Annotated in this window: 17 protein-coding genes and 1 riboswitch; of the genes, 11 read left to right on the top strand and 6 right to left on the bottom strand. The window is 74.6% G+C overall.

All coding sequences use genetic code 11. From position 1 onward, the window contains the following. Nucleotides 1-59 precede the first annotated feature (59 nt). Nucleotides 60-1400: a C40 family peptidase gene (locus tag A4V12_RS15210; RefSeq protein WP_159028873.1), complete on the bottom strand. Its 1341-nt coding sequence runs from the start codon at nt 1398-1400 to the stop codon at nt 60-62. 7 nt (nt 1401-1407) lie between these two features. Beyond that, nucleotides 1408-1574: riboswitch (cyclic di-AMP (ydaO/yuaA leader) on the bottom strand. Between the two features lie 210 nt (nt 1575-1784). Between A4V12_RS15210 and pcrA the strand changes: the two genes are divergently transcribed. Beyond that, nucleotides 1785-4286, top strand: a complete 2502-nt coding sequence (gene pcrA, locus A4V12_RS15205; RefSeq protein ID WP_064069887.1) for a DNA helicase PcrA — start codon at nt 1785-1787, stop codon at nt 4284-4286. Here pcrA and A4V12_RS15200 read toward each other — a convergent pair whose 3' ends face one another. Both A4V12_RS15200 and A4V12_RS15195 read right to left on the bottom strand, forming a co-directional pair. Continuing rightward, nucleotides 4287-5726 (bottom strand): M23 family metallopeptidase, encoded by a 1440-nt coding sequence (locus A4V12_RS15200; protein ID WP_064069886.1) that lies wholly within the window; start codon nt 5724-5726, stop codon nt 4287-4289. Between the two features lie 228 nt (nt 5727-5954). After that, nucleotides 5955-6785, bottom strand: coding sequence for an esterase/lipase family protein (locus A4V12_RS15195; RefSeq protein WP_234372191.1), 831 nt, complete (start codon nt 6783-6785; stop codon nt 5955-5957). A gap of 302 nt (nt 6786-7087) precedes the next feature. On the opposite strand from A4V12_RS15195, the gene A4V12_RS15190 reads away from it, so the two are divergent. Then, the gene (locus A4V12_RS15190; RefSeq protein ID WP_064069885.1) at nt 7088-7501 is read left to right on the top strand and encodes a cobalamin B12-binding domain-containing protein; all 414 of its coding nucleotides are present in this window, start codon (nt 7088-7090) and stop codon (nt 7499-7501) included. Between the two features lie 627 nt (nt 7502-8128). Here A4V12_RS15190 and A4V12_RS15185 read toward each other — a convergent pair. Beyond that, the gene (locus tag A4V12_RS15185; RefSeq protein WP_064069884.1) at nt 8129-9754 is read right to left on the bottom strand and encodes a DUF5691 domain-containing protein; all 1626 of its coding nucleotides are present in this window, start codon (nt 9752-9754) and stop codon (nt 8129-8131) included. Between the two features lie 15 nt (nt 9755-9769). Beyond that, nucleotides 9770-11125 carry an SWIM zinc finger family protein gene (locus tag A4V12_RS15180; protein ID WP_199831296.1) on the bottom strand — a complete coding sequence of 452 codons (1356 nt, stop codon included), beginning with the start codon at nt 11123-11125 and terminating at the stop codon, nt 9770-9772. Nucleotides 11126-11257: 132 nt separating this feature from the next. On the opposite strand from A4V12_RS15180, the gene A4V12_RS15175 reads away from it, so the two are divergent. The 8 genes from A4V12_RS15175 (at nt 11258) to sucD (ending at nt 20942) form a co-directional block, all read left to right on the top strand. Beyond that, the gene (locus A4V12_RS15175; protein ID WP_064069882.1) at nt 11258-11680 is read left to right on the top strand and encodes an MmpS family transport accessory protein; all 423 of its coding nucleotides are present in this window, start codon (nt 11258-11260) and stop codon (nt 11678-11680) included. A 145-nt stretch (nt 11681-11825) separates the two neighbouring features. Next, a complete protein-coding gene (locus tag A4V12_RS15170; protein ID WP_079137057.1) occupies nt 11826-12980 on the top strand; it encodes an ATP-binding protein in 1155 nt (384 codons plus the stop codon). Next, nucleotides 12977-15382, top strand: a complete 2406-nt coding sequence (locus tag A4V12_RS15165) for a DUF5682 family protein (protein WP_064069881.1) — start codon at nt 12977-12979, stop codon at nt 15380-15382. The genes A4V12_RS15170 and A4V12_RS15165 overlap by 4 nt, the downstream gene beginning before the upstream one ends. Then, a complete protein-coding gene (locus A4V12_RS15160) occupies nt 15379-16539 on the top strand; it encodes a VWA domain-containing protein (RefSeq protein WP_064069880.1) in 1161 nt (386 codons plus the stop codon). The genes A4V12_RS15165 and A4V12_RS15160 overlap by 4 nt, the downstream gene beginning before the upstream one ends. A 93-nt stretch (nt 16540-16632) precedes the next feature. Beyond that, complete coding sequence (locus A4V12_RS15155; RefSeq protein ID WP_064069879.1) at nt 16633-17574, top strand: hypothetical protein; 942 nt, start codon at nt 16633-16635, stop codon at nt 17572-17574. Between the two features lie 98 nt (nt 17575-17672). After that, the gene (locus tag A4V12_RS15150; protein WP_064069878.1) at nt 17673-18572 is read left to right on the top strand and encodes a hypothetical protein; all 900 of its coding nucleotides are present in this window, start codon (nt 17673-17675) and stop codon (nt 18570-18572) included. Nucleotides 18573-18858: 286 nt separating this feature from the next. Beyond that, nucleotides 18859-20037, top strand: a complete 1179-nt coding sequence (sucC, locus tag A4V12_RS15145) for an ADP-forming succinate--CoA ligase subunit beta (protein ID WP_064069877.1) — start codon at nt 18859-18861, stop codon at nt 20035-20037. A gap of 20 nt (nt 20038-20057) precedes the next feature. Further along, nucleotides 20058-20942, top strand: coding sequence for a succinate--CoA ligase subunit alpha (gene sucD, locus A4V12_RS15140; RefSeq protein ID WP_064069876.1), 885 nt, complete (start codon nt 20058-20060; stop codon nt 20940-20942). A 137-nt stretch (nt 20943-21079) separates the two neighbouring features. Here sucD and A4V12_RS15135 read toward each other — a convergent pair whose 3' ends face one another. Then, complete coding sequence (locus tag A4V12_RS15135) at nt 21080-22366, bottom strand: sigma factor-like helix-turn-helix DNA-binding protein (protein ID WP_064069875.1); 1287 nt, start codon at nt 22364-22366, stop codon at nt 21080-21082. A gap of 117 nt (nt 22367-22483) precedes the next feature. On the opposite strand from A4V12_RS15135, the gene A4V12_RS37515 reads away from it, so the two are divergent. Next, on the top strand, nt 22484-23737 hold a 1254-nt coding region (locus tag A4V12_RS37515; RefSeq protein WP_159028872.1), incomplete at its 3' end, for a cell division protein PerM.

Genomic DNA, 23737 nt, shown 5'->3' with positions numbered 1-23737 from the left:
CCGCGGCCGTGCGGCGGGTGGCCCCGGCGGAGTTCCCCCACCCGCCGCGGCCGTCCCCGTCAGGCCGGGCGCACGCTGCTGTGGACGGGCAGGTGGTGGATGGACTCCTCGCGGACGACCTCGCCGGGCCGGGGTGCGTGGATCATCCGCCCGTCGCCCTTGTAGATGCCGACGTGGCTGATGTCGGCGTGGAAGAAGACCAGGTCTCCCGGGCGCAGGTCCTCGATCGCCACCGGGGTCCCGGCCCCCGCCTGCTCCAGCGTCGTACGGGGGAGGTCGACCCCCGCCGCCCGCCACGCGGCCTGGGTGAGCCCCGAGCAGTCGTACGAGCTCGGGCCGGTCGCGCCCCACACGTACGGCTTGCCCGTCTGCGCCTCGGCGAAGGCGAGCACCTCGCGGGCCTTGGCGCCGGGGCCGCCGTCGTCGTCCGGCTGCGGCTGCTGCTGCTGCGACAGGTACGACGGGGGCGAGGGCGACGGCTGCTGCGGCTCGTGCCGCGGCAGGTGCGCTTCTGGCGGCAGCGGCTGGTGGGGGTCCTGGTACAGGTGCGGCTCCGGTTGCGGCTGGGTCCGCGGCGGCTCGTGGCGAGTGCGGGCCTCCTCCGCCTCCACCCGCTTCCCGGCCGTCAGCCGTATCAGCAGCGCCCGCGCCTCGACGAGCTTGTGCTGCACGGCGCGCTTGGTGGCGCGCAGGGATGCCTGGGAGGCGCTGAGCGACTCGGGCCCCGGCGCCGCCTCCGCCCGCTGCCGTACGGGCTCGGCGGCCCACGTGTCCAGCCGGGTCGCGGGCTCCGGCGCGGGCTCGGGCTCCGGCAGGAGGACGGCCGCGGGGGCCGTCAGGGGCTCGGGCAGCGGGTCGGCCGGGGCGGCGGGCACCGCCGCGGCCACCGGTTCGGGCCCGGTCTGCCGCGGCAGCAGCTCGGTGGGCGCCTCCTGCGGCAGGCCGGCGGGCCGGCCGGCCGGAGGCGCCGGGTCCGCGAACACCGGCGGGCCCTCCGCCCGGAGCAGGGACGCGGCCGGGGCCTGCCCGCCGGAGCGGTGCGGGACGCCCGTGAGGCTGCCGAAGGCGCGGCGGGGCGCGTCCGGCGCTTCCGTACGCCGGGCGGCGGGCACTGCACCGGCCCCGCGCCGCTGCTGCGGCTCCGCGCTCTCCTTGGCCCTGCCGTACTGCTGCGTCGCCGTGCCCGCCTGCCGGTAGAGGTCGTCGACCTTTCTCTGTACCTCCTCGACCGTCGGCTTGCGCTCCGGGTCGCCCGACGCACCCGGTGCGGCGGTCGCGCTCTGTGACGACAGGAGCGTGACCGAGGCCAGGGCGGCGGCCGTCGTTACCCCGACGGCGGGGGAGTGGGCATGCAGGGTCTGCAAGGTGCGCGATGCGCGCGGCTTGCGATGCGACGCCAAGGCCGGCATCTCCTTCCGTGGACCGCCTACCGGGTCAGCTGTCAGGTTCGGGCCGAACGGAAGGTGCCCTACGGCCGCGCCCGAGGGGCTGCGGGCCGATTCACCTCGGTCGTACGTGTGGGTCCCCGGTTCCGTACTGCCGTGCGGACAGCACGAATTCGGCGTGGGCGGTCCGACTGGCGTGGTTCGCCGATGAGAGAACGGACCGCTTGGGCGAGCACGCTAGCCAAACTGTGGCGGTGCTGTGAAGGATGATGTGCGATATGCCCGATACGTATTCGTGACCTTGGCGTGATGTGGCCGAATCGGCACGGAGGGTGACGAGTCGGACCTGTTTCCGGTTCGTCCACGGCTGTCAGTGGGGCCGCCTAGACTCGATAGGCGATGAGCAGCCTCTTTGACGACAGTTTCCTGGCGGACCTCCGGAACCACGGCTCCGAGGAGCCCCCGCCGCCGCCCGAGGACTCCGAGGGCCCCGGGGACGCCCCGGCCGCGGAGGGGGTCCCGCACGACCTCTTCGGCGACCGCTTCGACGTGCCCCCGGCCCGGGACGCCTACCACCGCGACGGCGCCCCGCGCACCGTCGTCGACCCCGCCGCGCTGCTGGAGGGGCTGAACGACCAGCAGCGCGCCGCCGTGGTCCACACCGGCTCGCCGCTGCTCATCGTCGCCGGTGCCGGTTCCGGCAAGACCCGGGTGCTGACCCACCGCATCGCCCACCTGCTGGCGACCCGCCACGTCCACCCCGGCCAGATACTGGCGATCACCTTCACCAACAAGGCCGCCGGCGAGATGAAGGAGCGCGTCGAGCACCTCGTCGGCCCGCGCGCCAACGCCATGTGGGTCATGACGTTCCACAGCGCCTGCGTCCGCATCCTGCGCCGCGAGTCGAAGAAGCTCGGCTTCACCTCGTCGTTCTCGATCTACGACGCCGCCGACTCCAAGCGGCTGATGGCACTGGTCTGCCGCGACCTGGACCTCGACCCGAAGAAGTTCCCGCCGAAGTCCTTCAGCGCCAAGATCTCGAACCTGAAGAACGAGCTGATCGACGAGGAGGCCTTCGCCGACCAGGTCGCTGGGGGCACCTCCCACGCCGAAGGCGTAGGGGGAGGCTTCGAGAAGACCCTCGCCGAGGCGTACCGGATGTACCAGGCGCGGCTGCGCGAGGCCAACGCCCTGGACTTCGACGACATCATCATGACGACGGTCCACCTGCTCCAGGCGTTCCCCGACGTCGCCGAGCACTACCGCCGACGCTTCCGGCACGTCCTCGTCGACGAGTACCAGGACACCAACCACGCGCAGTACACCCTGGTCCGCGAGCTGGTGGGGACCGGCTACGAGGACCTGGAACCGGCCGAACTGTGCGTCGTCGGCGACGCCGACCAGTCGATCTACGCCTTCCGCGGCGCCACCATCCGCAACATCCTCCAGTTCGAGGAGGACTACCCGGACGCCACCACCATCCTGCTGGAGCAGAACTACCGCTCCACGCAGACCATCCTGTCCGCCGCCAACGCGGTCATCGAGCGCAACGAGAGCCGCCGCCCCAAGAACCTGTGGACCAACGCCGGCGAAGGCGCCCGGATCACCGGGTACGTCGCGGACACCGAGCACGACGAGGCGCAGTTCGTCGCCGACGAGATCGACCGGCTGACGGACGCGGGCGAGGCCAAGGCCGGCGACGTCGCCGTCTTCTACCGGACGAACGCCCAGTCCCGTGTCTTCGAGGAGATCCTCATCCGCGTCGGCCTGCCGTACAAGGTCGTCGGCGGCGTCCGCTTCTACGAGCGCAAGGAGGTCCGCGACGTCCTCGCGTACCTGCGCGTGCTGGCCAACCCCGAGGACAACGTCCCGCTGCGCCGCATCCTCAACGTCCCCAAGCGGGGCATCGGCGAGCGCGCCGAGGCGATGATCGACGCGCTCGCGCTGCGCGAGAGGATCACCTTCCCGCAGGCGCTGCGCCGGGTCGACGAGGCCTACGGCATGGCGGCCCGGTCGGCGAACGCGGTGAAGCGGTTCAACGCCCTCATGGAGGAGCTCCGCACCATCGTCGACTCGGGCGCCGGCCCCGCGGTGGTCCTGGAGGCAGTGCTGGAGCGGACCGGATACCTGGCCGAGCTCCAGGCCTCCACCGACCCGCAGGACGAGACCCGGATCGAGAACCTTCAGGAACTCGCGGCCGTGGCCCTCGAGTTCGAGCAGGGCCGCGAGGAGGGCGAGGGCACCGGCACGCTGGCCGAGTTCCTGGAGCAGGTCGCCCTCGTCGCCGACTCCGACCAGATCCCGGACGAGGACGAGGAGGGCTCCGGCGTCATCACGCTGATGACCCTGCACACCGCCAAGGGCCTGGAGTTCCCGGTGGTGTTCCTGACGGGCATGGAGGACGGCGTCTTCCCGCACATGCGCGCCCTCGGCCAGACCAAGGAGCTGGAGGAGGAGCGGCGCCTGGCGTACGTCGGCATCACACGTGCCCGCGAGCGGCTGTACCTGACGCGGTCGACGATGCGCAGCGCCTGGGGGCAGCCCTCGTACAACCCGCCGTCGCGGTTCCTGGAGGAAATCCCGGGCGCGTACCTGGAGTGGAAGCGCACGGGCGCGATGACCAAGCCGGCCGGGCCGACGTCCGGGATCGCCTCGTCGCTCTCGTCGTCGCTGTCGTCCCGGTCCCGCTCCGGCGGTCCGTCGGGCTTCGCCACCCGGCGCGCCACGGACAAGCCGGTGATCTCGCTGGCGGTCGGTGACCGGGTCACGCACGACCAGTTCGGCCTGGGCACGGTGATGGCGGTGACGGGCGCGGGCGCGGACGCGCAGGCGACGATCGACTTCGGGGACGAGAAGCCGAAGCGACTGCTCCTGCGGTACGCGCCGGTCGAGAAGCTGTAGCTAGGAGGTCGGGTCGAGGCCGTGGCCGCGCAGCCACGGCACCGGGTCGATCGCGGCGCCGCCGCCGGGCCGTACCTCGAAGTGCAGGTGCGGTCCGGTGGAGTTGCCCGAGTTGCCGGAGTAGGCGATCACTTCACCGGCCTTGACCTCGCCGGAGCGGATCTTGGTGCTGCTGAGGTGGCAGTACCAGGTCTCGGTGCCGTCCTTGGCGGTCACGATCGCCATGTTGCCGTAGGCGCTGTTCCACTGGGTGCGGACGGTGCCGTCGGTCGCGGCCATGACGGGGGTCCCGTACTGGACGGGGAAGTCGATGCCGGTGTGCAGCGACATCCAGTTGACGCCCGCCTGCCCGTACTGGGCGCTGAGCTGGTGCAGCGCGACGGGGAGGGCGAACTTGGGGCGCAGCGCCTCGCGGCGGGCCGCCTCCTCCTCGCGCTTCTTGCGCTCCGCCTCCTGGCGGGCCTTGAGGTCGATGCGCTCCTGGGTGCGGCTGGCACGGTCGCCGAAGTCACGGGCGTCGGCGCTCAGCGCGGCGAGCTGGGTGTCGAGTTCGCTGTTGGCGACGACCGGCTTGACCGTGACCGTGTCGGCGGCGGTCACCGCCTTCTCGTCGGCCTTCGCCTCGGCGGGGCCGCTGCCCGTCAGGCCGCTGACGGAGGCGGCGGCGATGCCGGCGACGCCCATCACGCAGGCGGAGGGCACGGCGACGGTCAGGAGCGCGGAGCGCTTGGCGGGAGTACGGCGCCGGCCCCGGCCGCCGGTGCCCCCGGTGCCGGCCGCGCCCGCGCGGCGGGTGGGGCGGGGCGCGACGGGGGTGATCGCGGTCTCGGTGAGGCTGTCGTGCAGCGCCTCGGGCGCGGTCTCCGGCTCGGGCTCGTACGCCTCTTCCGGTCCGGCGACGGCCGCTTCGGCCGCCGCGTGCGGCTCGGGCTGCTGGTCGGCGAGCGGTTCCGGCGCGGGCGACTGGTCGGTGGCCGCGTAGTCGTACTGCTCGGGAACGGTGAACGTCTCGGTCGGCGCGGCGGCGTGGTTCCAGGCCGTCGCGTCGTAGGCGCCGGTGTCGGCTGCGGCGGCGGCCACGTTCCACTGGCCGGTGGTGTCGTACGTCGTGCTCGCCCCGGTCCAGGCGGAGGAGTCCCACTGCCCGGTGTGCCCCGAGTACTCGACGTACCCGGTGGTGTCGGTGGTGGCCCACTGCTGGGTGGCGTCGGCGGTGGCCCACTGGGTGGCGTCGTACTGACCGCTGTGGTCCGTGTAGTACCCGCCGGTGGTGCCGCTGCTCTGGTAAGCGGTCTCGTAGGCGTTCCCGTAGGTTCCGGGAAGGGCGCCGAACAGAGGATCGGTGGCGAAGCTGCCGGTCTCCTGGCTGCCGGACTCGAGGCTGCCCGTGGAATACGCGTCGTCTCCGACGTACCCGGCGTGGGGGTGCTGGTCGTTCACCAACTTCTCTCTCGCCTCGGCAGCAGGACCAGGTCTGGGGTGGCCCCCGGCGACAGGGGACCCAGAGGGGAAAGCAGTGGGCGCGACTGTACCCGGCGGTACGCGCAACCGACAATCTTCCGTGGGTTTTGGCCCCGGGGGAAACGGGCATTCGGCCGTCTTTCGGCGGAGTGTGGGCAGAGCTTTGGCCCTACGTTCGAGAACTGTTCGACAGCCGGTCGGGTGGTGTCAGGCCACGGACGCGGAACCGGATGTTCCGGCGGCCGCCCCGCCGGCTTCGAGCGCCTCCCGGACGCCGGCCGCCACCGCCGGGTGCACGGGCAGCGCGAGATGGCCGATCCCGGTGACGCGTACGTTCTGCGCGATCAGGTCCGGATGCTCCACGCGTGCCGTCTCCACCGGGACCATCCACTGGTCCAGATCGCTCCAGAAACCGACGAAACGCGTACGGCAGCCGGGCGCGGGCTCGTTCAGTTCCCGCAGCACGGACGAGCCCGGCCGCATCTGGCGGACCAGCGGGTGCGCGCCGGCCAGCGGTGCGACGGTCGTCCCCGCATGCGGCGTGCCGAGGGTGGCCAGGGTGCGCACCCGTCGGTCGCCGCCGAGCCGCTGGACGTAGTAGCGGGCGATCAGACCGCCGAGGCTGTGCCCGACGATGTCGACCTCATGGTGCCCGGTGCGGTCGCAGATCTCCTCGACGTGCCGCCCGAGAAGCTCGGCCGCGGCACGGATGTCGCAGGTCAGCAGCGAGTAGTTGAGGGACTCCACATGGCGCCGGCCGTGCCGGAGCAGAGACCGGCGCAGCAGGACGAAGACGGAGCGGTTGTCCACGAAACCGTGCAGCAGCACCGTCGGCGGGTGCGGGGCGCCGGCCGGTGACAACAGCGGCGTCGGCGGGACGCCACCGGGGCGCGGCCGCCGCTCGGGTGCGATGCCCGTGGGGTACAGGACCAGATGGCCGGCGAGGATCGCCAGCTCCAGGGCGGTGGCCCGGAGCAGCGCGGTGGACAGCCGTAACGGAAAAAGGGGCAGCAGCTTCCAGGGCAAGAGGACCTTCACGGCCGACCTCCGATTGACTGGGGTGCCGTCTCGGAGGGGGATGGGCGGTGCGGTCGTGCCGCCGCGCCGCGCGGCCGGCGGCACGGTGGTACGACGACCTCTTTGCGGCTCTCCCGTGGCGATCGTCCCGGGAACACCGGGGCCGATGGGCCGCCCGGTGCGGGTACGACGCGTAGCGAACATGTCCCACGTGTGATTTCCCCCTCCCTGTCCACCGCGAAACGGCCGGTTGCGGGATGCTGTCGATAACGTTCGTTCACCTCCCCGGCATTTAGGTACGGGGGACGCATGTGGAGGCAGTGATGGGTGTGACCGGTCCGATCCGCGTGGTGGTGGCCAAGCCGGGTCTCGACGGCCACGATCGCGGCGCGAAGGTGATCGCGCGGGCGTTGCGTGATGCCGGTATGGAGGTCATCTACACCGGCCTGCACCAGACGCCGGAACAGATCGTCGACACGGCGATCCAGGAGGACGCGGACGCGATCGGTCTGTCGATCCTGTCGGGCGCCCACAACACCTTGTTCGCGAAGGTGATCGAGCTGCTGAAGGAGCGCGACGCCGAGGACATCAAGGTGTTCGGCGGCGGGATCATCCCGGACGCGGACATCCCGCCGCTGAAGGAGAAGGGCGTGGCGGAGATCTTCACGCCCGGCGCGACGACGGCGTCGATCGTGGACTGGGTCAACGCGAACGTCCGCGTCTCCGCCGAGGCGTAACCCTTTTCCGGGGCTCCCGCCCCGTGCCGCCCCTCGCGCCGGGCCCCGCGCCCGCGCGGGCGCCGGCCCGCCGGCGGGCCCGGTTGTCCCGGCGCCCCGCCCGGTGCCGGTTGCGCGGCAGGGCCCGGTTGGCGTGGTGGTCACCTCGGGGTCGCCCGCCCCCGGTGCCGGTTGCCGTGATTTCGCGCCCGGGGTCGCCCTGCCGGGCTTCGGTTGCCGTTGGGGTCCGCTCCGTGGCGGGTGTCCCGGGCTCTCCCTCGCAAGCTCGGTCGTCTTACGCCCGGAACACCCCCCACTGCGCGTCCCCCTTCCGCGGGCGGGCCCGGGGTGGTTTCCGCCGGCGTGAGGGTGTCGGGGCCGGAGGTGGGGGATGCTCGGGCGTAAGACGAGCGAAGCGAGAGTCCGAGCATCCCCCGCCGCAGGACCCGGCACCCGCCCTCACCCACCGGGTAGAAGCCGAACGGCACCCGCCCCACGCGCCGGGCAGGAGCCGGGCGACGAGACGTCCCCGCCCACCCGCGCCAGCCGGACGGCACGCCCGTACGCACCGGGCAGGCGCCGAACGGCGAGGCACCCCGCTCCACCGGCAGGTGCCGGGCAGACGGCCGGCGCAGCACCCCGCAGGGGTCAGGTGCAGGGGGGCGGGGGCGGAGCCACCGGTAGGAGTTCGGCGTGCATCGCAGCCCGCAGCCGCAGCGTGGCGACCAGGCGCTGGAACGCCTCCGACCAGTAACCTCCCGCTCCGGGCGACGCGCCTTCGGGTTCGTCGGGGACGGCGGTGAGGACCTCCAGGCGGTCGGCCTGGCCGGGGTCGAGGCAGCGTTCCGCGAGGCCCATCACCCCGCTGAAGCTCCAGGGGTAGCTTCCCGCGTCGCGGGCGATGTCCAGCGCGTCGACCACCGCGCGGCCGAGCGGTTCGGCCCAGGGAACCGCGCAGACGCCCAGCAGCTGGAACGCCTCGGACAGTCCGTGCGCCGCGATGAAGTCGGCGACCCACAGGGCCCGTTCGGCGTCCGGCAGGATGGACAGCAGTTTCGAGCGCTCGGCCAGGGAGGACGTGCCCGGCCCGGTCGCGGGGGGTGTCTTCGGGGGGCCGAGCAGCGCGCGGGCCCAGTCCGGGTCGCGCTGGCGGACCGCCGCGCGGCACCACGCGGCGTGCAGTTCGTCGCCCCAGTCGTCCGCGACCGGGAGGGCGACGATGTCCGTGGGTGTGCGCCCGCCGAGCCGGGCGGGCCACACCGTCAGCGGGGCGGCTTCGACGAGCTGGCCCAGCCACCAGGACCGTTCGCCCCGGCCGGGCGGCGGGTCGGGCTGGACGCCGTCCCGTTGCATTCCGGCGTCGCACTCGTGCGGCGCCTCGACCGTGACGGTGGCCTCGGGGCCCGTGCGGTCCAGGCCCACGCAGGTGGCGGCGCGTGCGGCCATGCGGCGGGCGAACGCCGAGCGGGGGAGCGCGGAGAGGAGTTCGGCGGCGGTGGACCGGACGTTGCGGCTGCGGTCGGTGAGCGCCTGTTCCAGGAACGGTTCGTCGGCGTCGGACAGTCCGGTGCGCAGCGAGTCGAGGAACATCAGCCGGTCCTCGGCGCGTTCCGTGGACCAGGTCGAGGCGAGCAGGGCGGCCGCGGTGTCCGGGTCGTGTGCGCGTACGGCGCCGAGCAGTGCGACCCGCTCGGCGAAGAGGCCCTCGTCCCACAGGTCGCGCACCGCCTCGGCGTCGGCGGGGTCGGGCAGTGCCGTGCCGCCCGGGGCGCCGCGCAGCGCGAACCGCCACTCCGGGTTGAGCCGGGCCAGCCACAGTCCGCGCGGTCCGGCGAAGGTGAGCGCGGCCGGCCGCAGGTCGGTGCGTGCCCGTGCGGCGTCCAGCAGCGCGGGCAGCACGGACGCCGGTGCGCGGTAGCCGTGCGCGTTCGCGGCCGACAGCCACTGCGGCAGCAGCTCCGTCAGGTCGGGCGCGGCGCCCCGGCGCCCACCGGAGGGCGAGCCGGAACGGTCGGCGAGCAGGTGGGCGAGCCGGCGCCGGGCCGGTTCGGGCAGTACCGGCCGTTCGTCGTCCGGTGCCGGTTCCGGCAGTGCGGCGGCGGGGCCGGGCAGGAGTCCCGCCCGGCGCCGCACGGTGTGGAGCGCCGCGGCGTCCAGGAGGGCGAGCGGCGCGTCCTCGCCGGCGGACCGCGCCGGGGCGCCGGCGGCCGGCGGGCGGCGGTCGGTGCCGAGCAGCGCCGATGTGACCAGGTCTTCCCAGGTCGTGGTGGTCATCGTGTCCTCCGTACCTCAGGTCAGCGGGACCGTCTCGGGCGTGTCCGCGGACCAGGCGGTCAGCGGGGTGAAGCCGCGGTGCCCGCACTCGCCGAACACCGTGACCGGTCTGCCGCCGGACAGTGCGGCCAGCCGCCACAGGCCGGGCCTGCCGAGCGCGGCCGTGGCGACCGGCAGCGCGGAGCCGCCGTCCGCGTCGGCGAGCTGCCAGCCGCCGTCCTGCGACGGCACGGGTATGACGCCGGTCAGCGTCGCGGGCCAGGAGTCCAGCCAGGGGTCGTCCCGCAGGGCCGTTCCGTACGCGGCGAGGGCGCGGGCGACCGTCCCGCCCGCCGGCGGTTCGGTGTCGGGCACCGGCACCGAGAACTGCTCGCCGAGTTCGGCCCGCAGCTGCCCGGCGCCGGCATGGGGTCTGACCTCCGCGTCGATCACGACTCCCACGGGCAGGGCGAGCCCGGGTGCGCGCCCGGCCGCGCCGAAGGACAGCAGCAGGGCCGCGCGGCCGGTGCCCCGTCCGTGCAGCCAGACGCGTCGTGTCGTCAGCTTGCCGTCGGAGGTGTCGTACTGGGCGAGGACCGACCAGTGGTCGCGCACGGCCGGGCCGTCGGCGGGGGCCGTGAGTCCGACCCTCGTGCGGACCGTCGCGGCCAGGGGTTCGGGCAGCCGCTCGACGTCGAGCCACGCGCGGTCGAGCAGGTGCGTCAGGGCGCACTCCTCCAGCAGCCGCACCGGCCAGCCGGGCCCCGAGCCCGGTATCGCCCCCAGCTCCCTGACCCGGCCGGCCAGGCCGGGTGCCTGCGCGTCGACCATGCGGGCCGCGGTCTCCTCCCACAGCCCGTACCCCGCCCGGTCGGCTGCGGCGAGGCCGCCGCGCAGCAGGTCGGCCAGCCGCTGCTCCAGCTCCTCGGCGCCGGCGGTGATCCGGGCGGCCCGCTGCTCGGCCCGGCGCCGTGCCGCCCGCGGATCGGCGCTCGCGGCGGGCGGGCCGCCATCGCCCGTCCGGCCGTTCCCTCCTCCTGCCGCGCGGGCCCGGCGCCCCGCGAGCCACTGCTCGGCCCAGTCGGGCACCTCGGAGCCGCGCACGGGCTCCCCGTCCGCCGCCCAGAGCAGCAGCAGCCCCAGCGCGTGCTTGCACGGGAACTTCCGGCTCGGGCAACTGCACGTGTAGGCCGGTCCGGTGGTGTCGACGACCGTCCGGTACGGCGTGCTGCCGCTGCCCTTGCACAGCCCCCACACCACCCCCGAGCCGTCGCTTCCCCCGCCCGACCACGGCCCGGCCGCGCCGAGCCTGCTGCCCGCCCTGCGTGACGCGTCGTCAGGAGCCAGAGCCAGCACCTGTTCCGCCGTCCAGCGCACCCCCTGCTGATTCATGGGACCGACCGTAGGCGCCCCCACTGACAATCGGCTCTGACCAGCGTTTTCCGCCGGGCCGAAGCGAGTTGACCTTGCCTGCTCTTTACTGTTGTCTGCCTGTGACACCGTCATCTCATCCGGGGGGACCGCATGAACCGCACCAGCCGCTCCATCGCTTCGGCGCTCGTCGCCGCCGGTCTCGTCCTCGGGCTCGGGGCCTGCTCCGAGATCGCCGACGAGGCCGCCAAGCAGGTCGACAAGGAAGTCAACGAGCAGTACGAGGTCACGTACGAGATCTCCGGCAAGGGCATCGACTCGATCGATTACCACGTCGACGGCGGGGACGCGACGAAGCCCAAGATCGAAAAGGTCACCAAGCCCACGCTGCCGTGGAAGAAGACGGTGAAGCTCCGCGGTCTGCTGCCGCCCGGCGTGCTCCCGGTCGCCGTCGACCCCGCGGGCGTCGAGATGTCCTGCAAGATCACCTACCAGGGCAAGGTCATCGCGGAGGAGACCGCGAAGGGCATGGCCGCCGCGACCGGCTGCATCGCCGTCTCCCCGGTCGCCGGCTGACCCTCCCTCACCCCCGGTGCCGGCCGGTCACGGCACGGCACCGGAGCCACCGGCGACCGCCGTGATCAGCGGCGACCGCCCATTGTCAGTGGCATGGTGCACGGTGGATCCCACACCCGGTCGCACATGATCTGGAGGGGGATCCATCACCGTGCCCGCAACCACCGAAGCCACCGAAGCCGCTGAAGAGACCGCCGGGGCACCCGGCGCAGCACCCGTCGGCGAGGCCCTGCGCCCGCACGCCGAGGACGCCTTCGCGGACGAGCTGAAGGCCCTCGCCGCGGCCGACGACCGCCCCCGCCCGGCCTGTTGGCGCCTGTCGCCGTGGGCCGTCGCCACCTATCTGCTCGGCGGCACGCTCCCCGACGGCACCGTGATCACGCCGAAGTACGTCGGGCCGCGCCGGATCGTCGAGGTCGCCGTCACCACCCTCGCCACCGACCGCGCCCTGCTGCTGCTCGGCGTCCCCGGCACCGCCAAGACCTGGGTGTCGGAGCACCTCGCCGCCGCCGTCAGCGGCGACTCGACCCTCCTGGTGCAGGGCACCGCCGGCACGCCCGAGGAGGCCATCCGGTACGGATGGAACTACGCGCAGTTGCTCGCCCACGGACCCAGCCGTGACGCCCTCGTCCCCAGCCCGGTCATGCGCGCCATGTCCGACGGCATGACCGCGCGCGTCGAGGAGCTCACCCGCATCCCCGCCGACGTGCAGGACAGCCTGATCACCATCCTCTCCGAGAAGACGCTGCCGATCCCCGAACTCGGCCAGGAGGTGCAGGCCGTCAGGGGGTTCAACCTCATCGCCACGGCCAACGACCGCGACCGCGGCGTCAACGACCTGTCCAGCGCCCTGCGCCGCCGCTTCAACACCGTCGTGCTCCCGCTGCCCGCCACCCCGGACGCCGAGGTCGAGATCGTCTCCCGGCGCGTCGACCAGACAGGACGCTCCCTCGACCTGCCCGCGGCCCCCGAGGCGATCGACGAGATCCGCCGGGTCGTCACCGTCTTCCGCGAACTGCGCGACGGCGTGACGACCGACGGCCGCACCAGGCTCAAGTCCCCCTCCGGGACGCTGTCCACGGCCGAGGCGATCTCCGTCGTCACCAACGGCCTCGCCCTCGCCGCCCACTTCGGTGACGGTGTGCTGCGCCCGGGCGACGTGGCGGCGGGCATCCTCGGCGCGGTCGTCCGCGACCCGGCGGCCGACCGCGTCGTCTGGCAGGAGTACCTGGAGACCGTCGTGCGCGAGCGGGACGGCTGGAAGGACTTCTACCGGGCGTGCCGCGAGGTGTCCGTATGACGGACGGAGCCACCGGGCCCCTGCTCCTCGGAGTCCGCCACCACGGGCCCGGTTCGGCCCGCGCGGTGCGGGCCGCGCTCGACGCCGCGGCGCCCGCGGCCGTGCTGATCGAGGGCCCGCCCGAGGGGGACGCCCTGCTGCCGCTCGCCGCCGACGAGCGGATGCGCCCGCCGGTGGCGCTGCTCGCGCACGCCGTCGACGACCCCGGACGGGCCTCCTTCTGGCCGATGGCCGAGTTCTCGCCCGAGTGGGTCGCCGTCCGCTGGGCGCTCGACCACGGTGCGGCCGTCCGGTTCATCGACCTGCCCGCCACCCACACGCTCGCCATGGCCGGGGACCCCACCTGGACCGACGGCGAGGGCGAGGGCGCGGACGGCGGTGAAGCCGACGAACGGCGGCACGGCCTGCGCGTCGACCCCATCGCCGTACTCGCCGGGACCGCGGGGTACGACGACCCGGAGCGCTGGTGGGAGGACGTCGTCGAGCACCGCGGCACCGGAGCCGCGCCGAACGGACCGCCGGCGACCGGCACCCACGACCCGCTCGCGGTCTTCGCCCAGCTCGCCGACGCGATGGCCGCCCTGCGCGAGACCTACGGACACGGCGGACACGAGCGCGACCTCGTCCGCGAGGCCCACATGCGCCTCCAGATCCGCGCCGCCCGCAAGACGCACGGCGACGGGATCGCCGTCGTCTGCGGCGCCTGGCACGTCCCCGCCCTCACCACGAGGACCACCGTCACCGCCGACCGGGCCCTCCTCAAGGGTTTGCCCAAGGTGAAGACCGGCATCACCTGGGTGCCGTGGACGCACCGCCGGCTCGCCCGGCACAGCGGTTACGGCGCCGGCATCGACTCCCCCGGCTGGTACGGGCACCTGTTCGGCGCCCCCGACCGGCCCGTCGAGCGCTGGCTGACGAAGGTCGCCGGACTGCTGCGCGACGAGGGCCGGATCGTCTCCTCCGCGCACGTCATCGAGGCCGTACGGCTCGCCGGGACGCTCGCCGCCATGCGCGGGCGTCCCCTCGCGGGCCTCACCGAGACCATCGACGCCGTGCGGGCGGTCATGTGCGACGGCTCCGACGTGCCGCTCGACCTCATCAGGGACCGGCTGATCATCGGCGACGCGCTCGGCGAAGTGCCCGACACCGCACCCGCCGTACCCCTCCAGCGCGACCTCACCCGGCTCCAGCGCACCCTGCGCCTCAGACCCGAGGCGATGGAGCGCGACCTCGACCTGGACCTGCGCAAGCAGACCGACGCTGCCCGCAGCCTCCTGCTGCACCGGCTGAGGCTGCTCGGCGTCGGCTGGGGAGAACCCGCCGCGGGGCGCCCCGGCACCGGTACCTTCCGGGAGAGCTGGCGACTGCGCTGGGAACCGGAACTGCACGTCAGGGTCGCCGAGGCCGGGGTGTGGGGCACCACCGTGCTCGCCGCCGCGACCGCCAGGGCGGAGTCCGACGCCACCTCCGCCACCGCCCTCGCCGACGTCACGTCCCTCGCCGAGCGGTGTCTGCTGGCCGGGCTGTCCGACGCGCTGCCCGTCGTCATGCGGGCGCTCGCCGACCGCGCCGCGCTCGACGCGGACGTCGGCCACCTCGCCCAGGCCCTCCCGGCGCTGGCCCGCTCCCTCCGGTACGGCGACGTGAGGTCCACCGACACCGCCGCGCTCGGCGGGGTCGCCACCGGGCTCGCGCTGCGGATCTGCGTCGGCCTGCCACCCGCGTGCACGGGCCTCGACGCGGACGGCGCCGCCGAGATGCGCGGCCACCTGGACGCGGTCCACAGCGCGATCCGGCTCCTGCCGGGCCCCGCGGACGCCGGCACCGGAGGCGCCGCGGGCAGCGGTCCGCAGGACGTCGCCGGCCGGTGGGCGGACGCCCTGGGCAGGCTGGCGGGACGGGACACCGTGCCCGGCGTCCTGCGGGGGCGCGCCGCGCGGCTGCTGCTGGACGACGGGCGGCTCGCGGAGGACGAGGCCGCGCGGCTGATGGGCCTCGCCCTCTCGCCGGGCACCCCGCCCGCCGAGGCCGCCGCGTGGATCGAGGGCTTCGTCGGGGGAGGCGGGGACGACCCCGGCGGCGGGATGCTGCTCGTCCACGACGAGCGGCTCCTCGGGCTGGTCGACGCCTGGCTGACCGGGGTCCCCGCGGAGGCGTTCACCGACGTACTGCCGCTGCTGCGGCGCACGTTCTCCGCGTACGAACCGGGTGTCCGGCGCACGCTCGGCGAACTGGTGCGGCGCGGCCCGGCGGTGGACGGCCCGGCGCGCGCGGAGGCCCCGGTGCCCGGCTTCGCGGCGGAGCTCGACGCGTCCCGGGCGGACGCGGTCCTGCCGCTGCTGCGGCTCCTGCTGGGCACGGAGGACACGGACGACGACGAACTCCTGGGGGCGGGCACGTGAACGACGACGAGAGGCTGAGGCGCTGGCGCCTGGTGCTGGGCGGCGGCGAGGCCGACGGGACGGGACGCGCGCTCGCCGGGGCCGACGCCGCCATGGACGGCACCCTGGCCGCGCTGTACGGGGAGAGGAACGGCGGCCAGGGGCGTGGCGGGCGGGACCGTTCGGCGGGGCTCGGCGCCTCGGCACCGTCCGTCGCCCGCTGGCTCGGTGACATCCGCACCTACTTCCCCGGGCCGGTCGTCCAGGTCATGCAGCGGGACGCGATCGACCGGCTCGGCCTGTCGACGCTGCTCCTGGAGCCCGAGATGCTGGAGGCCGTCGAGGCGGACGTCCACCTCGTCGGCACGCTCCTCTCGCTGAACAAGGCGATGCCGGACGCCACGAGGGAAACGGCACGGGCCGTCGTCCGCAAGGTCGTCGACGACCTGGAGAAGCGGCTGGCCACCCGCACGCGCGCCACGCTCACCGGCGCGCTCGACCGCAGTGCGCGCGTCAGCAGGCCGCGCCACCGGAACATCGACTGGGACCGCACCGTCCGCGCCAACCTGAAGAACTACCTGCCGGAGTACCGCACGGTCGTGCCGGAGCGGCTCATCGGCTTCGGGCGTGCGGCGCAGTCGGTGAAGAAGGACGTGGTGCTCTGCATCGACCAGTCCGGTTCGATGGCGGCGTCCGTGGTGTACGCCTCGGTGTTCGGCGCCGTGCTGGCGTCCATGCGGTCCATCGCGACCCGGCTGGTCGTCTTCGACACCGCCGTCGTCGACCTCACCGACCAGCTCGACGACCCGGTCGACGTCCTGTTCGGCACCCAGCTCGGCGGCGGCACGGACATCAACCGGGCGCTGGCGTACTGCCAGTCGCAGATCACCCGCCCCGCCGACACGATCGTAGTCCTGATCAGCGACCTCTACGAGGGCGGCATACGCGACGAGATGCTCAAGCGGGTGGCGGCGATGAAGGCGTCGGGCGTGCAGTTCGTGGCGCTGCTCGCGCTCTCCGACGAGGGCGCCCCGGCCTATGACCGTGAGCACGCGGCGGCGCTCGCGGCACTCGGCGCACCGGCGTTCGCCTGTACCCCCGACCTCTTCCCCGAGGTGATGGCGGCCGCGATCGAGAAACGACCCCTGCCCATACCGGACATGGTGACCCATCAGTAACACAGGGGTTGCGTCACCCCGGCGGGTTCGTGCGAGCATCAGCCCGACGTACGCGGAAGGAAGCCTTCCGCGACAGGGAGGAATCCGCAGACCGTGACCGCAGCAGCCGTCGTGCCCGCCACCGCCCCGCGCCTCGCGCGCGGGGCGGCGGCGAGCCGCGCGCTGGCGGTCCTGCTGTTCCTCGGCGGTCTGCTGGCCCTCGGCCTCCTGCTCGGCGGCCCGGCGCACGCGGCGGAGACCGGCGGGACGACCGACCGGCTCGGCGGCACGCCCGGGACGGGCACGGCGGTCGTGGACGGGTCTGTCACGACCGGTCACCTCACGCCCGGCCGGGACACGACCGACCGCGTCACTACCGACTCCCTCACGACCGGCCCCGTCACGGCCGCCGTGCGTGCGGTCGACGGGGCCGGCGAGGCCGCCGAGCCGGTGGTGGGGGTCGTCACCGGGCCCGTCGCGGCCACGGCGGGCGACGTCGCCGGGGCGCTGCCCAGGCTCACGGAAACCCTGTCCGAGGTCGCCGGGGTGCTGCCCGAGGTGCCGTCGACGGCGCCCGTGCTCCCGGCCCCGCCCACCGCGCTCCCGGCGCTCACGGCGCCCTCCGGTCCCGGCGTATCGCAGGCCCCGCCGGCCGGCGCCTGGGCCGACCCGGACGCGCCGCGGGCCGGCGCCGGCCCGGCCGCCGAGGCCACCGGCCGGGACGCCGCGGCTCCCGGCGGGGCCGCCGCCGCGCACCGTACGGCCGCCGCCCACCTCCATCCCGCGGCGTTCGGCGCGACGGCCGCCACCGCGACCGCGCACCGCGGCACGGACGCGTACGCCGCCGTGCCGTCACCGCCCTTCGGACCCGGCCCGTGCGGCGGCGCCGTGCGGCAGTCGACCGCCGGCGACGGCGGCACGCCGCGCCCGGGCGACCAGCAGGCCGTGGCGTCCCCGGCGGACGCGCACACCGCACCGGCCCCCGGCACCGCGGGGCCGGCGACGGCCGCGCCCGTGCGGGACCGGCCCCACGACGTTCTCGAATTCCCCGGCTAGGGCAGCCCTTCCCCCGCTCAGGACCTGCCGCGCGGGGGCGGGACAGGTCTGCCCGTCATCTCCAGCCGAGAACCGAATTCGAAGGATCCGACGTACCCATGCACCAGAACATCCGCCGTTCCATAGCCGTCGCCGCCACCGCCACCGGCATGTGGGCCATCGGCACCGCCGCCGCGAGCGCGGCCGAGGTGTCCCTGCCGGTGCCGCTCTCCACCCCGGACCAGGCGTTCGAGGCCGCCGACACCGCCGCCGACACCGCCGCCGGCACGGCCACCGCCGCCGTCGGCAGCCCCACGGGCACCGCCACCGCGGTCACCGGCACGACCGCCGACCGCACCCAGGACGCCGCCGGCCAGGTGACCCAGGACGTGCGGACCGACGCCGGGTACGTGTCCGCGCCCGTTCAGTCGGCGGGCGCCGAGGCGGAGAGCGAGATCGACTACCTGTTCGGGCCGCTCGCGGCCTTCGCCCACGAGGTGGCGAACGACCCCGCCGCCACCGCCACGCCCGTCGCGGACGCCGCCGCCCAGGACACCCTGCCGCCCGTCGCGTACCGCGCGGTCCACTCGGTCCTCCCGGTCGCCGGCCAGGCCGCCGGCGACGCGGGCGTCCTCGCCGAGGACGTCGTCTCCAATGCGTACCCCTTCGCCGAGGGCGTCGTCTCGGGTGTCCAGCCGCTCGCCGGCGGGGTGGCCGGCGAGGTCCACCCCTTCGCGGACGGCGTCACCGGCTCGGTGCGGCCGCTCGTCCAGGCCGTCGCCGACCAGGTCCAGCCGGTCGTCGGGGGCGTGGGCGGCAGCGCCACCGGCCTGGCGCAGGGCGTGACCGGCGCGGCGACGCCGTTCGCGTACGGCGTGACCGGCGAGGTGCGGCCCTTCGCGGCCGGCCTCGTGGAGGGCGTGACCGGGGACGTCCAGCCGCTCGCCGGCAACGCCGTCACCGGTGCGCACGGCACGGTCGGCGCGGTCACCCCGGACTACCTCCCGTACGGCGGGTGACCGTACCCGTGTGACCGGAGTCTGATCCGGTACGAAATCCGCAGCAACGGGCGGCCTCACAGCCAGGGGGGCCGCCCGTTTGAGGTCCGTGCTTGTGACAGGTATCACCGCTCCGGTGTGATCTGTGATTTAGGACCCTCGGTCTCCCGGGGATAACCTGCGAGACGGACATGCCGCGTCCACGGACACCGTGTACGCCTCCCTTGTGACAGCGCAGTCACGTTGCCCTCCGCGGCACGCCCACGCAGACAACGAACCGCGATCACCAGAAAAGGGACGGACGCGCGTGGACCTGTTCGAGTACCAGGCGAGGGACCTCTTCGCCAAGCACGGTGTACCGGTGCTGGCCGGTGAAGTCATCGACACGCCTGAGGCGGCGCGCGAGGCGACCGAGCGACTGGGCGGCCGTTCGGTCGTCAAGGCGCAGGTGAAGGTCGGCGGCCGCGGCAAGGCCGGTGGCGTCAAGCTGGCGGCCACGCCGGACGAGGCCGTCGCCCGCGCGACGGACATCCTCGGTATGGACATCAAGGGCCACACGGTCCACAAGGTGATGATCGCCGAGACGGCACCCGAGATCGCCGAGGAGTACTACGTCTCGTACCTCCTCGACCGCACCAACCGCACCTTCCTCGCCATGGCGTCCGTCGAGGGCGGCATGGACATCGAGGAGGTCGCGGCCACCAAGCCCGAGGCCCTGGCGAAGATCCCCGTCGACGCCAACGAGGGTGTCACCGAGGCCAAGGCCCGCGAGATCGTCGAGGCCGCCAAGTTCCCGGACGCGGTCAAGGACCAGGTCGCCGAGATCCTGGTGACCCTGTGGAAGACCTTCGTCGCCGAGGACGCCCTCCTCGTCGAGGTCAACCCGCTGGCCAAGGTCGCCGACGGCCGCGTGATCGCGCTCGACGGCAAGGTGTCGCTGGACGCCAACGCCGACTTCCGCCAGCCGGAGCACGAGGCCCTCGAGGACAAGGCCGCAGCCAACCCGCTCGAGGCTGCCGCCAAGGCCAAGAACCTCAACTACGTCAAGCTCGACGGCGAGGTCGGCATCATCGGCAACGGCGCCGGCCTGGTCATGTCGACCCTGGACGTCGTCGCGTACGCCGGTGAGGCGCACGGCGGTGTGAAGCCCGCCAACTTCCTCGACATCGGTGGCGGCGCGTCCGCCCAGGTGATGGCGAACGGCCTGGAGATCATCCTCGGCGACCCGGACGTCAAGTCCGTCTTCGTCAACGTCTTCGGTGGCATCACCGCCTGCGACGAGGTCGCCAACGGCATCGTCCAGGCGCTGCAGCTGCTCGCCGACAAGGGCGAGGACGTCACCAAGCCGCTGGTCGTGCGCCTCGACGGCAACAACGCGGAGCTGGGTCGCAAGATCCTGTCGGACGCCAACCACCCGCTGGTCCAGCGCGTGGACACCATGGACGGCGCGGCCGACAAGGCCGCCGAGCTCGCGGCTGCGAAGTAAGGGACGAGGTCGGAAACACCATGGCTATCTTCCTGACCAAGGAAAGCAAGGTCATCGTCCAGGGCATGACCGGTGCCACGGGCATGAAGCACACCAAGCTGATGCTGGGTGACGGCACCAACATCGTCGGTGGCGTCAACCCGCGCAAGGCGGGCACGTCCGTCGACTTCGACGGCACGTCCGTCCCCGTCTTCGGCACGGTCGCCGAGGCGATGAAGGAGACCGGCGCGGACGTCTCCGTCCTCTTCGTGCCGCCGGCCTTCGCGAAGGCCGCCGTCGTCGAGGCCATCGACGCCGAGATCCCGCTGGCCGTCGTCATCACCGAGGGCATCGCGGTCCACGACTCCGCCGCGTTCTACGCGTACGCGGTGGAGAAGGGCGGCAAGACCCGGATCATCGGCCCGAACTGCCCCGGCCTGATCACGCCGGGCCAGTCCAACGCCGGCATCATCCCGGGCGACATCACCAAGCCCGGCAAGATCGGTCTGGTGTCGAAGTCCGGCACGCTGACCTACCAGATGATGTACGAGCTGCGCGACATCGGCTTCTCGTCCGCCGTCGGCATCGGTGGCGACCCGGTCATCGGCACCACCCACATCGACTGCCTCGCGGCCTTCGAGGCCGACCCCGAGACCGAGCTGATCGTGATGATCGGCGAGATCGGTGGCGACGCGGAGGAGCGGGCGGCCGACTTCATCAAGGCGAACGTCACCAAGCCGGTCGTCGGCTACGTCGCGGGCTTCACCGCCCCCGAGGGCAAGACGATGGGCCACGCCGGTGCGATCGTGTCCGGTTCGTCCGGCACCGCGCAGGCGAAGAAGGAGGCCCTCGAGGCCGCGGGCGTCAAGGTCGGCAAGACGCCGACCGAGACGGCCAAGCTGGCGCGCGCCATCCTCGCCGGCTGACCACCGGTCGCCCGGCACGGCACGCACACCGCCGCACCGACGATGGGCCCGCCCCCGGAACCTCCGGGGGCGGGCCCATCGCCCGTTCACGGGGCCGGCACGGGGTACGGGGCCGGGCCGGGTGGTGACCGGGGCGGTCAGTGCGGGTCGGGCACCAGGCGGGCCGGGCCGCTGACCGGTTCGGCGCGGAGCCGGTCGCGGAGCGCCTCGTCCTGCGGGGTGAGCCGCTGCGGGCCGCCGAGGGCCGGGACCCCGGCGACCGGCTCGCCCGGCGCCAGGGGCGGCTGGTACGCGGTCGGCGCGGTGGCCAGCGTGAAGGCGGTCGCCGCGACGACGACCGCCGTCAGCGCGACGGCCCCCCTGGTCCAGAGCCTGACCCGGCGCTCGCTGCCCGTGCGTACGGTCCGGGGCGGGGCCGGCACCACGGCCGGGCCCTTGGCGAGGAGCGCCACCAGCCGCTCGTGCAGCCTCCGCGGGTCGGCCAGCTCCGGGATCCGTTCCGCCAGCAGCTCGCGGGCGTGCAGGACGCGGTTGCCCGTCGCGGGGGTGCTCGCCTCCGTCTCTGCGGCCGTCTCGGGCAGGCCCAGGCCGAGGCCGTCGTAGAGCAGCAGCGCGCGGCGGTACGCGGGCGGCAGCTCCAGCAGCGCGGTGTGCAGCTCCTGGGCGGCCCGGTCGGTGGCCGGGGCGTCGGGGTGCCGGTGCGCGCGGCGCAGCCGGTGCCAGGGGGACAGGGCGTACTCGTGCGTGGCGACCCTCACCCAGCCCGCCGGGTCCCGGTCGACCGCGACCTCCGGCCAACGTTCCCAGGCCAGGTGGAAGGCGTACTCCACGGCCTCGCGGGACAGCTTCCGCCGGCCGGTGAGCAGGTAGGCCTGCTGGACGAGGGCGGGCGCGGCGTACGCGTACAGGGCGTCGAACGCCTCGAACGCGTCGGAGGGTACGGCGGGCTCCGCCTCCGACCCGTCCGCCGGCACGGCACCGCCCGCGTCCTGCGCGCCGCTCACGTCCCGCGTCCCGCCCGCACCCCGCGTCCCGCCCGCGCTCTCCGTCCCGGCCGTGTCCTGCGACCCGTCCGCCGGGGTGGCGCCGGCCTGGTGCGCCGGAGCGTCCGGCGCGGAGCGGCGCGCGGCGGACCGTCGTACGCCCTCGTCCCGCTGGTCCCGCTCCGCCTCCCGGTGGGCGCGACCGGTACCGGTCGGGTGGTCCGCCCCGGCGCCGCCCAGGATCCTCATGTACGTGTCCCGCTTGCGGCCGCGCGGGCTGGTGCGTCCCGTCTCCCAGGAGCGGACCGTCGCGCGGGTCACCCCGACCAGCTGGGCGAGCTGTTCCTCGGACAGCGACAGCGCCTCGCGCAGCCGGCGCCGCTCCTTGGGGGTGGGCAGCGGGGACGCGGGACGGACGGCATCGGTCGTGGTCCGGGTCATGGCCGGCCCCCTGAAGCGCTGCACTCGGCGAAAAAGTACATAACCGTATATTGCGCGCCACACCGGCTATTCCGCCGTTACGCGGATCAAGCGCGTGTCGTTGGCAGCATGGCGCCCGTGACCGAAGCGACCGACCACTCGCCGGCCCCCGTGCAGGGCGGCCGGACCGCCGCGCTGGCCGGGGCCTGTGTGCGCGGCGCGCTCGCCGCCGGGCTCGGGCTCGGCTCCGTCACCGTCCTGGTGATGGTGATGTGGATCAGCTCCCCGTACCCCGACAGCGGCCCCGGTGGCGCCCTCCACGTGGCCGCGGGCGTCTGGCTCCTCGTCCACGGCGCCGAGCTGGTCCGCCCCGCGACCCTCGGCGGGGCGCCCGCGCCCGTGGGCGTGGTCCCCCTGGCGCTGGTGGCGCTGCCGGTGTGGCTGGTGTACCGGACGGCGCGGGACGCCGCCGAGCCCGCGCTCGACCGGCCCGGCCCGTCCGCGCGCGGCGCGGTGGGCGCCGTCACGGCCGGCTACCTGCTGGTCGGGGCGGCGGCGCTGGCGTACGGGACCGGCGGGCCGCTGCCGGCCGAACCCCTCGGCGCGGCGCTCCACCTTCCGCCCCTCGTCGCGCTCGCGGCGGCCGCCGGGGTGTGGACGGCGCACGGCCGGCCGACGGGGCCGCTGCCGGGCCGTGTGCCGGAGCGGATCAGGGTCGGGCTCGCCCGTTCCCGGACGGCCCTCGCGGTACGCGCCGCCGCCATCGGACTGGGTGTGCTGCTCGGCGGGGGAGCGGTGCTCGTCGCGGTGTCGCTGGCCTGGCACGCGGGCGCGGCACGGGAGTCGCTGCTGGGCCTGTCCGGCGTCTGGTCGGGCCGGATGGCGCTCCTGCTGCTGGCCGTCGCGCTCGCGCCGAACGCCGCGGTGTGGGGCGCCGCCTACGGGCTCGGCCCGGGTTTCCTGCTGGGTACGGGCGTGGCGGTGACCCCCCTCGGGGTGACCGGGACCGCCGTGGCGCCCCCCTTCCCGCTGCTGGCCGCGGTGCCGGCGGGCGGCCCCGGGACCTGGGTGAACTGGACGGTCGCGGTGGTGCCCGTCGCGGCGGGCGCGGCGGTGGGCTGGACGTGCGGGGGCGGGCGGCGCGGCGCGGGCGCCCGGGACGGCGGCCTGCGGGACGCGGCGTTCGCCGCCCTGCTGGCGGCCGTGCTGGTCGGGGCGGCGGTGGCGGTCCTGGCGGCCGCCGCGGGCGGGCCCCTGGGGACCGGCCGGCTGGCCGCGTTCGGCCCGGTGTGGTGGCGTACCGGCGGGGCCGCCGCGGCGTGGGCCGCGGGCCTCGGCGTACCGGGGGGGGTGGGCCTGCGGGCGGGGCGGCGGCGGGGCGGCGCCCCCCCC

Source organism: Streptomyces noursei (assembly GCF_001646665.1).
Lineage (GTDB): Bacteria > Actinomycetota > Actinomycetes > Streptomycetales > Streptomycetaceae > Streptomyces > Streptomyces lavendulocolor.
Note: the sequence above shows the minus strand (reverse complement) of the source record. Positions and strands in the feature narration are given on the sequence as shown.

Excerpts from the sequence above, each read along its gene's own strand:
- pcrA (WP_064069887.1), top strand. The coding sequence starts at position 1,785 with ATGAGCAGCCTCTTTGACGACAGTTTCCTGGCGGACCTCCGGAACCAC.
- A4V12_RS15190 (WP_064069885.1), top strand. The coding sequence starts at position 7,088 with ATGGGTGTGACCGGTCCGATCCGCGTGGTGGTGGCCAAGCCGGGTCTC.
- A4V12_RS15185 (WP_064069884.1), bottom strand. The coding sequence starts at position 9,754 with ATGACCACCACGACCTGGGAAGACCTGGTCACATCGGCGCTGCTCGGC.
- A4V12_RS15180 (WP_199831296.1), bottom strand. The coding sequence starts at position 11,125 with ATGAATCAGCAGGGGGTGCGCTGGACGGCGGAACAGGTGCTGGCTCTG.
- A4V12_RS15175 (WP_064069882.1), top strand. The coding sequence starts at position 11,258 with ATGAACCGCACCAGCCGCTCCATCGCTTCGGCGCTCGTCGCCGCCGGT.
- A4V12_RS15165 (WP_064069881.1), top strand. The coding sequence starts at position 12,977 with ATGACGGACGGAGCCACCGGGCCCCTGCTCCTCGGAGTCCGCCACCAC.
- A4V12_RS15150 (WP_064069878.1), top strand. The coding sequence starts at position 17,673 with ATGCACCAGAACATCCGCCGTTCCATAGCCGTCGCCGCCACCGCCACC.
- sucD (WP_064069876.1), top strand. The coding sequence starts at position 20,058 with ATGGCTATCTTCCTGACCAAGGAAAGCAAGGTCATCGTCCAGGGCATG.
- A4V12_RS15135 (WP_064069875.1), bottom strand. The coding sequence starts at position 22,366 with ATGACCCGGACCACGACCGATGCCGTCCGTCCCGCGTCCCCGCTGCCC.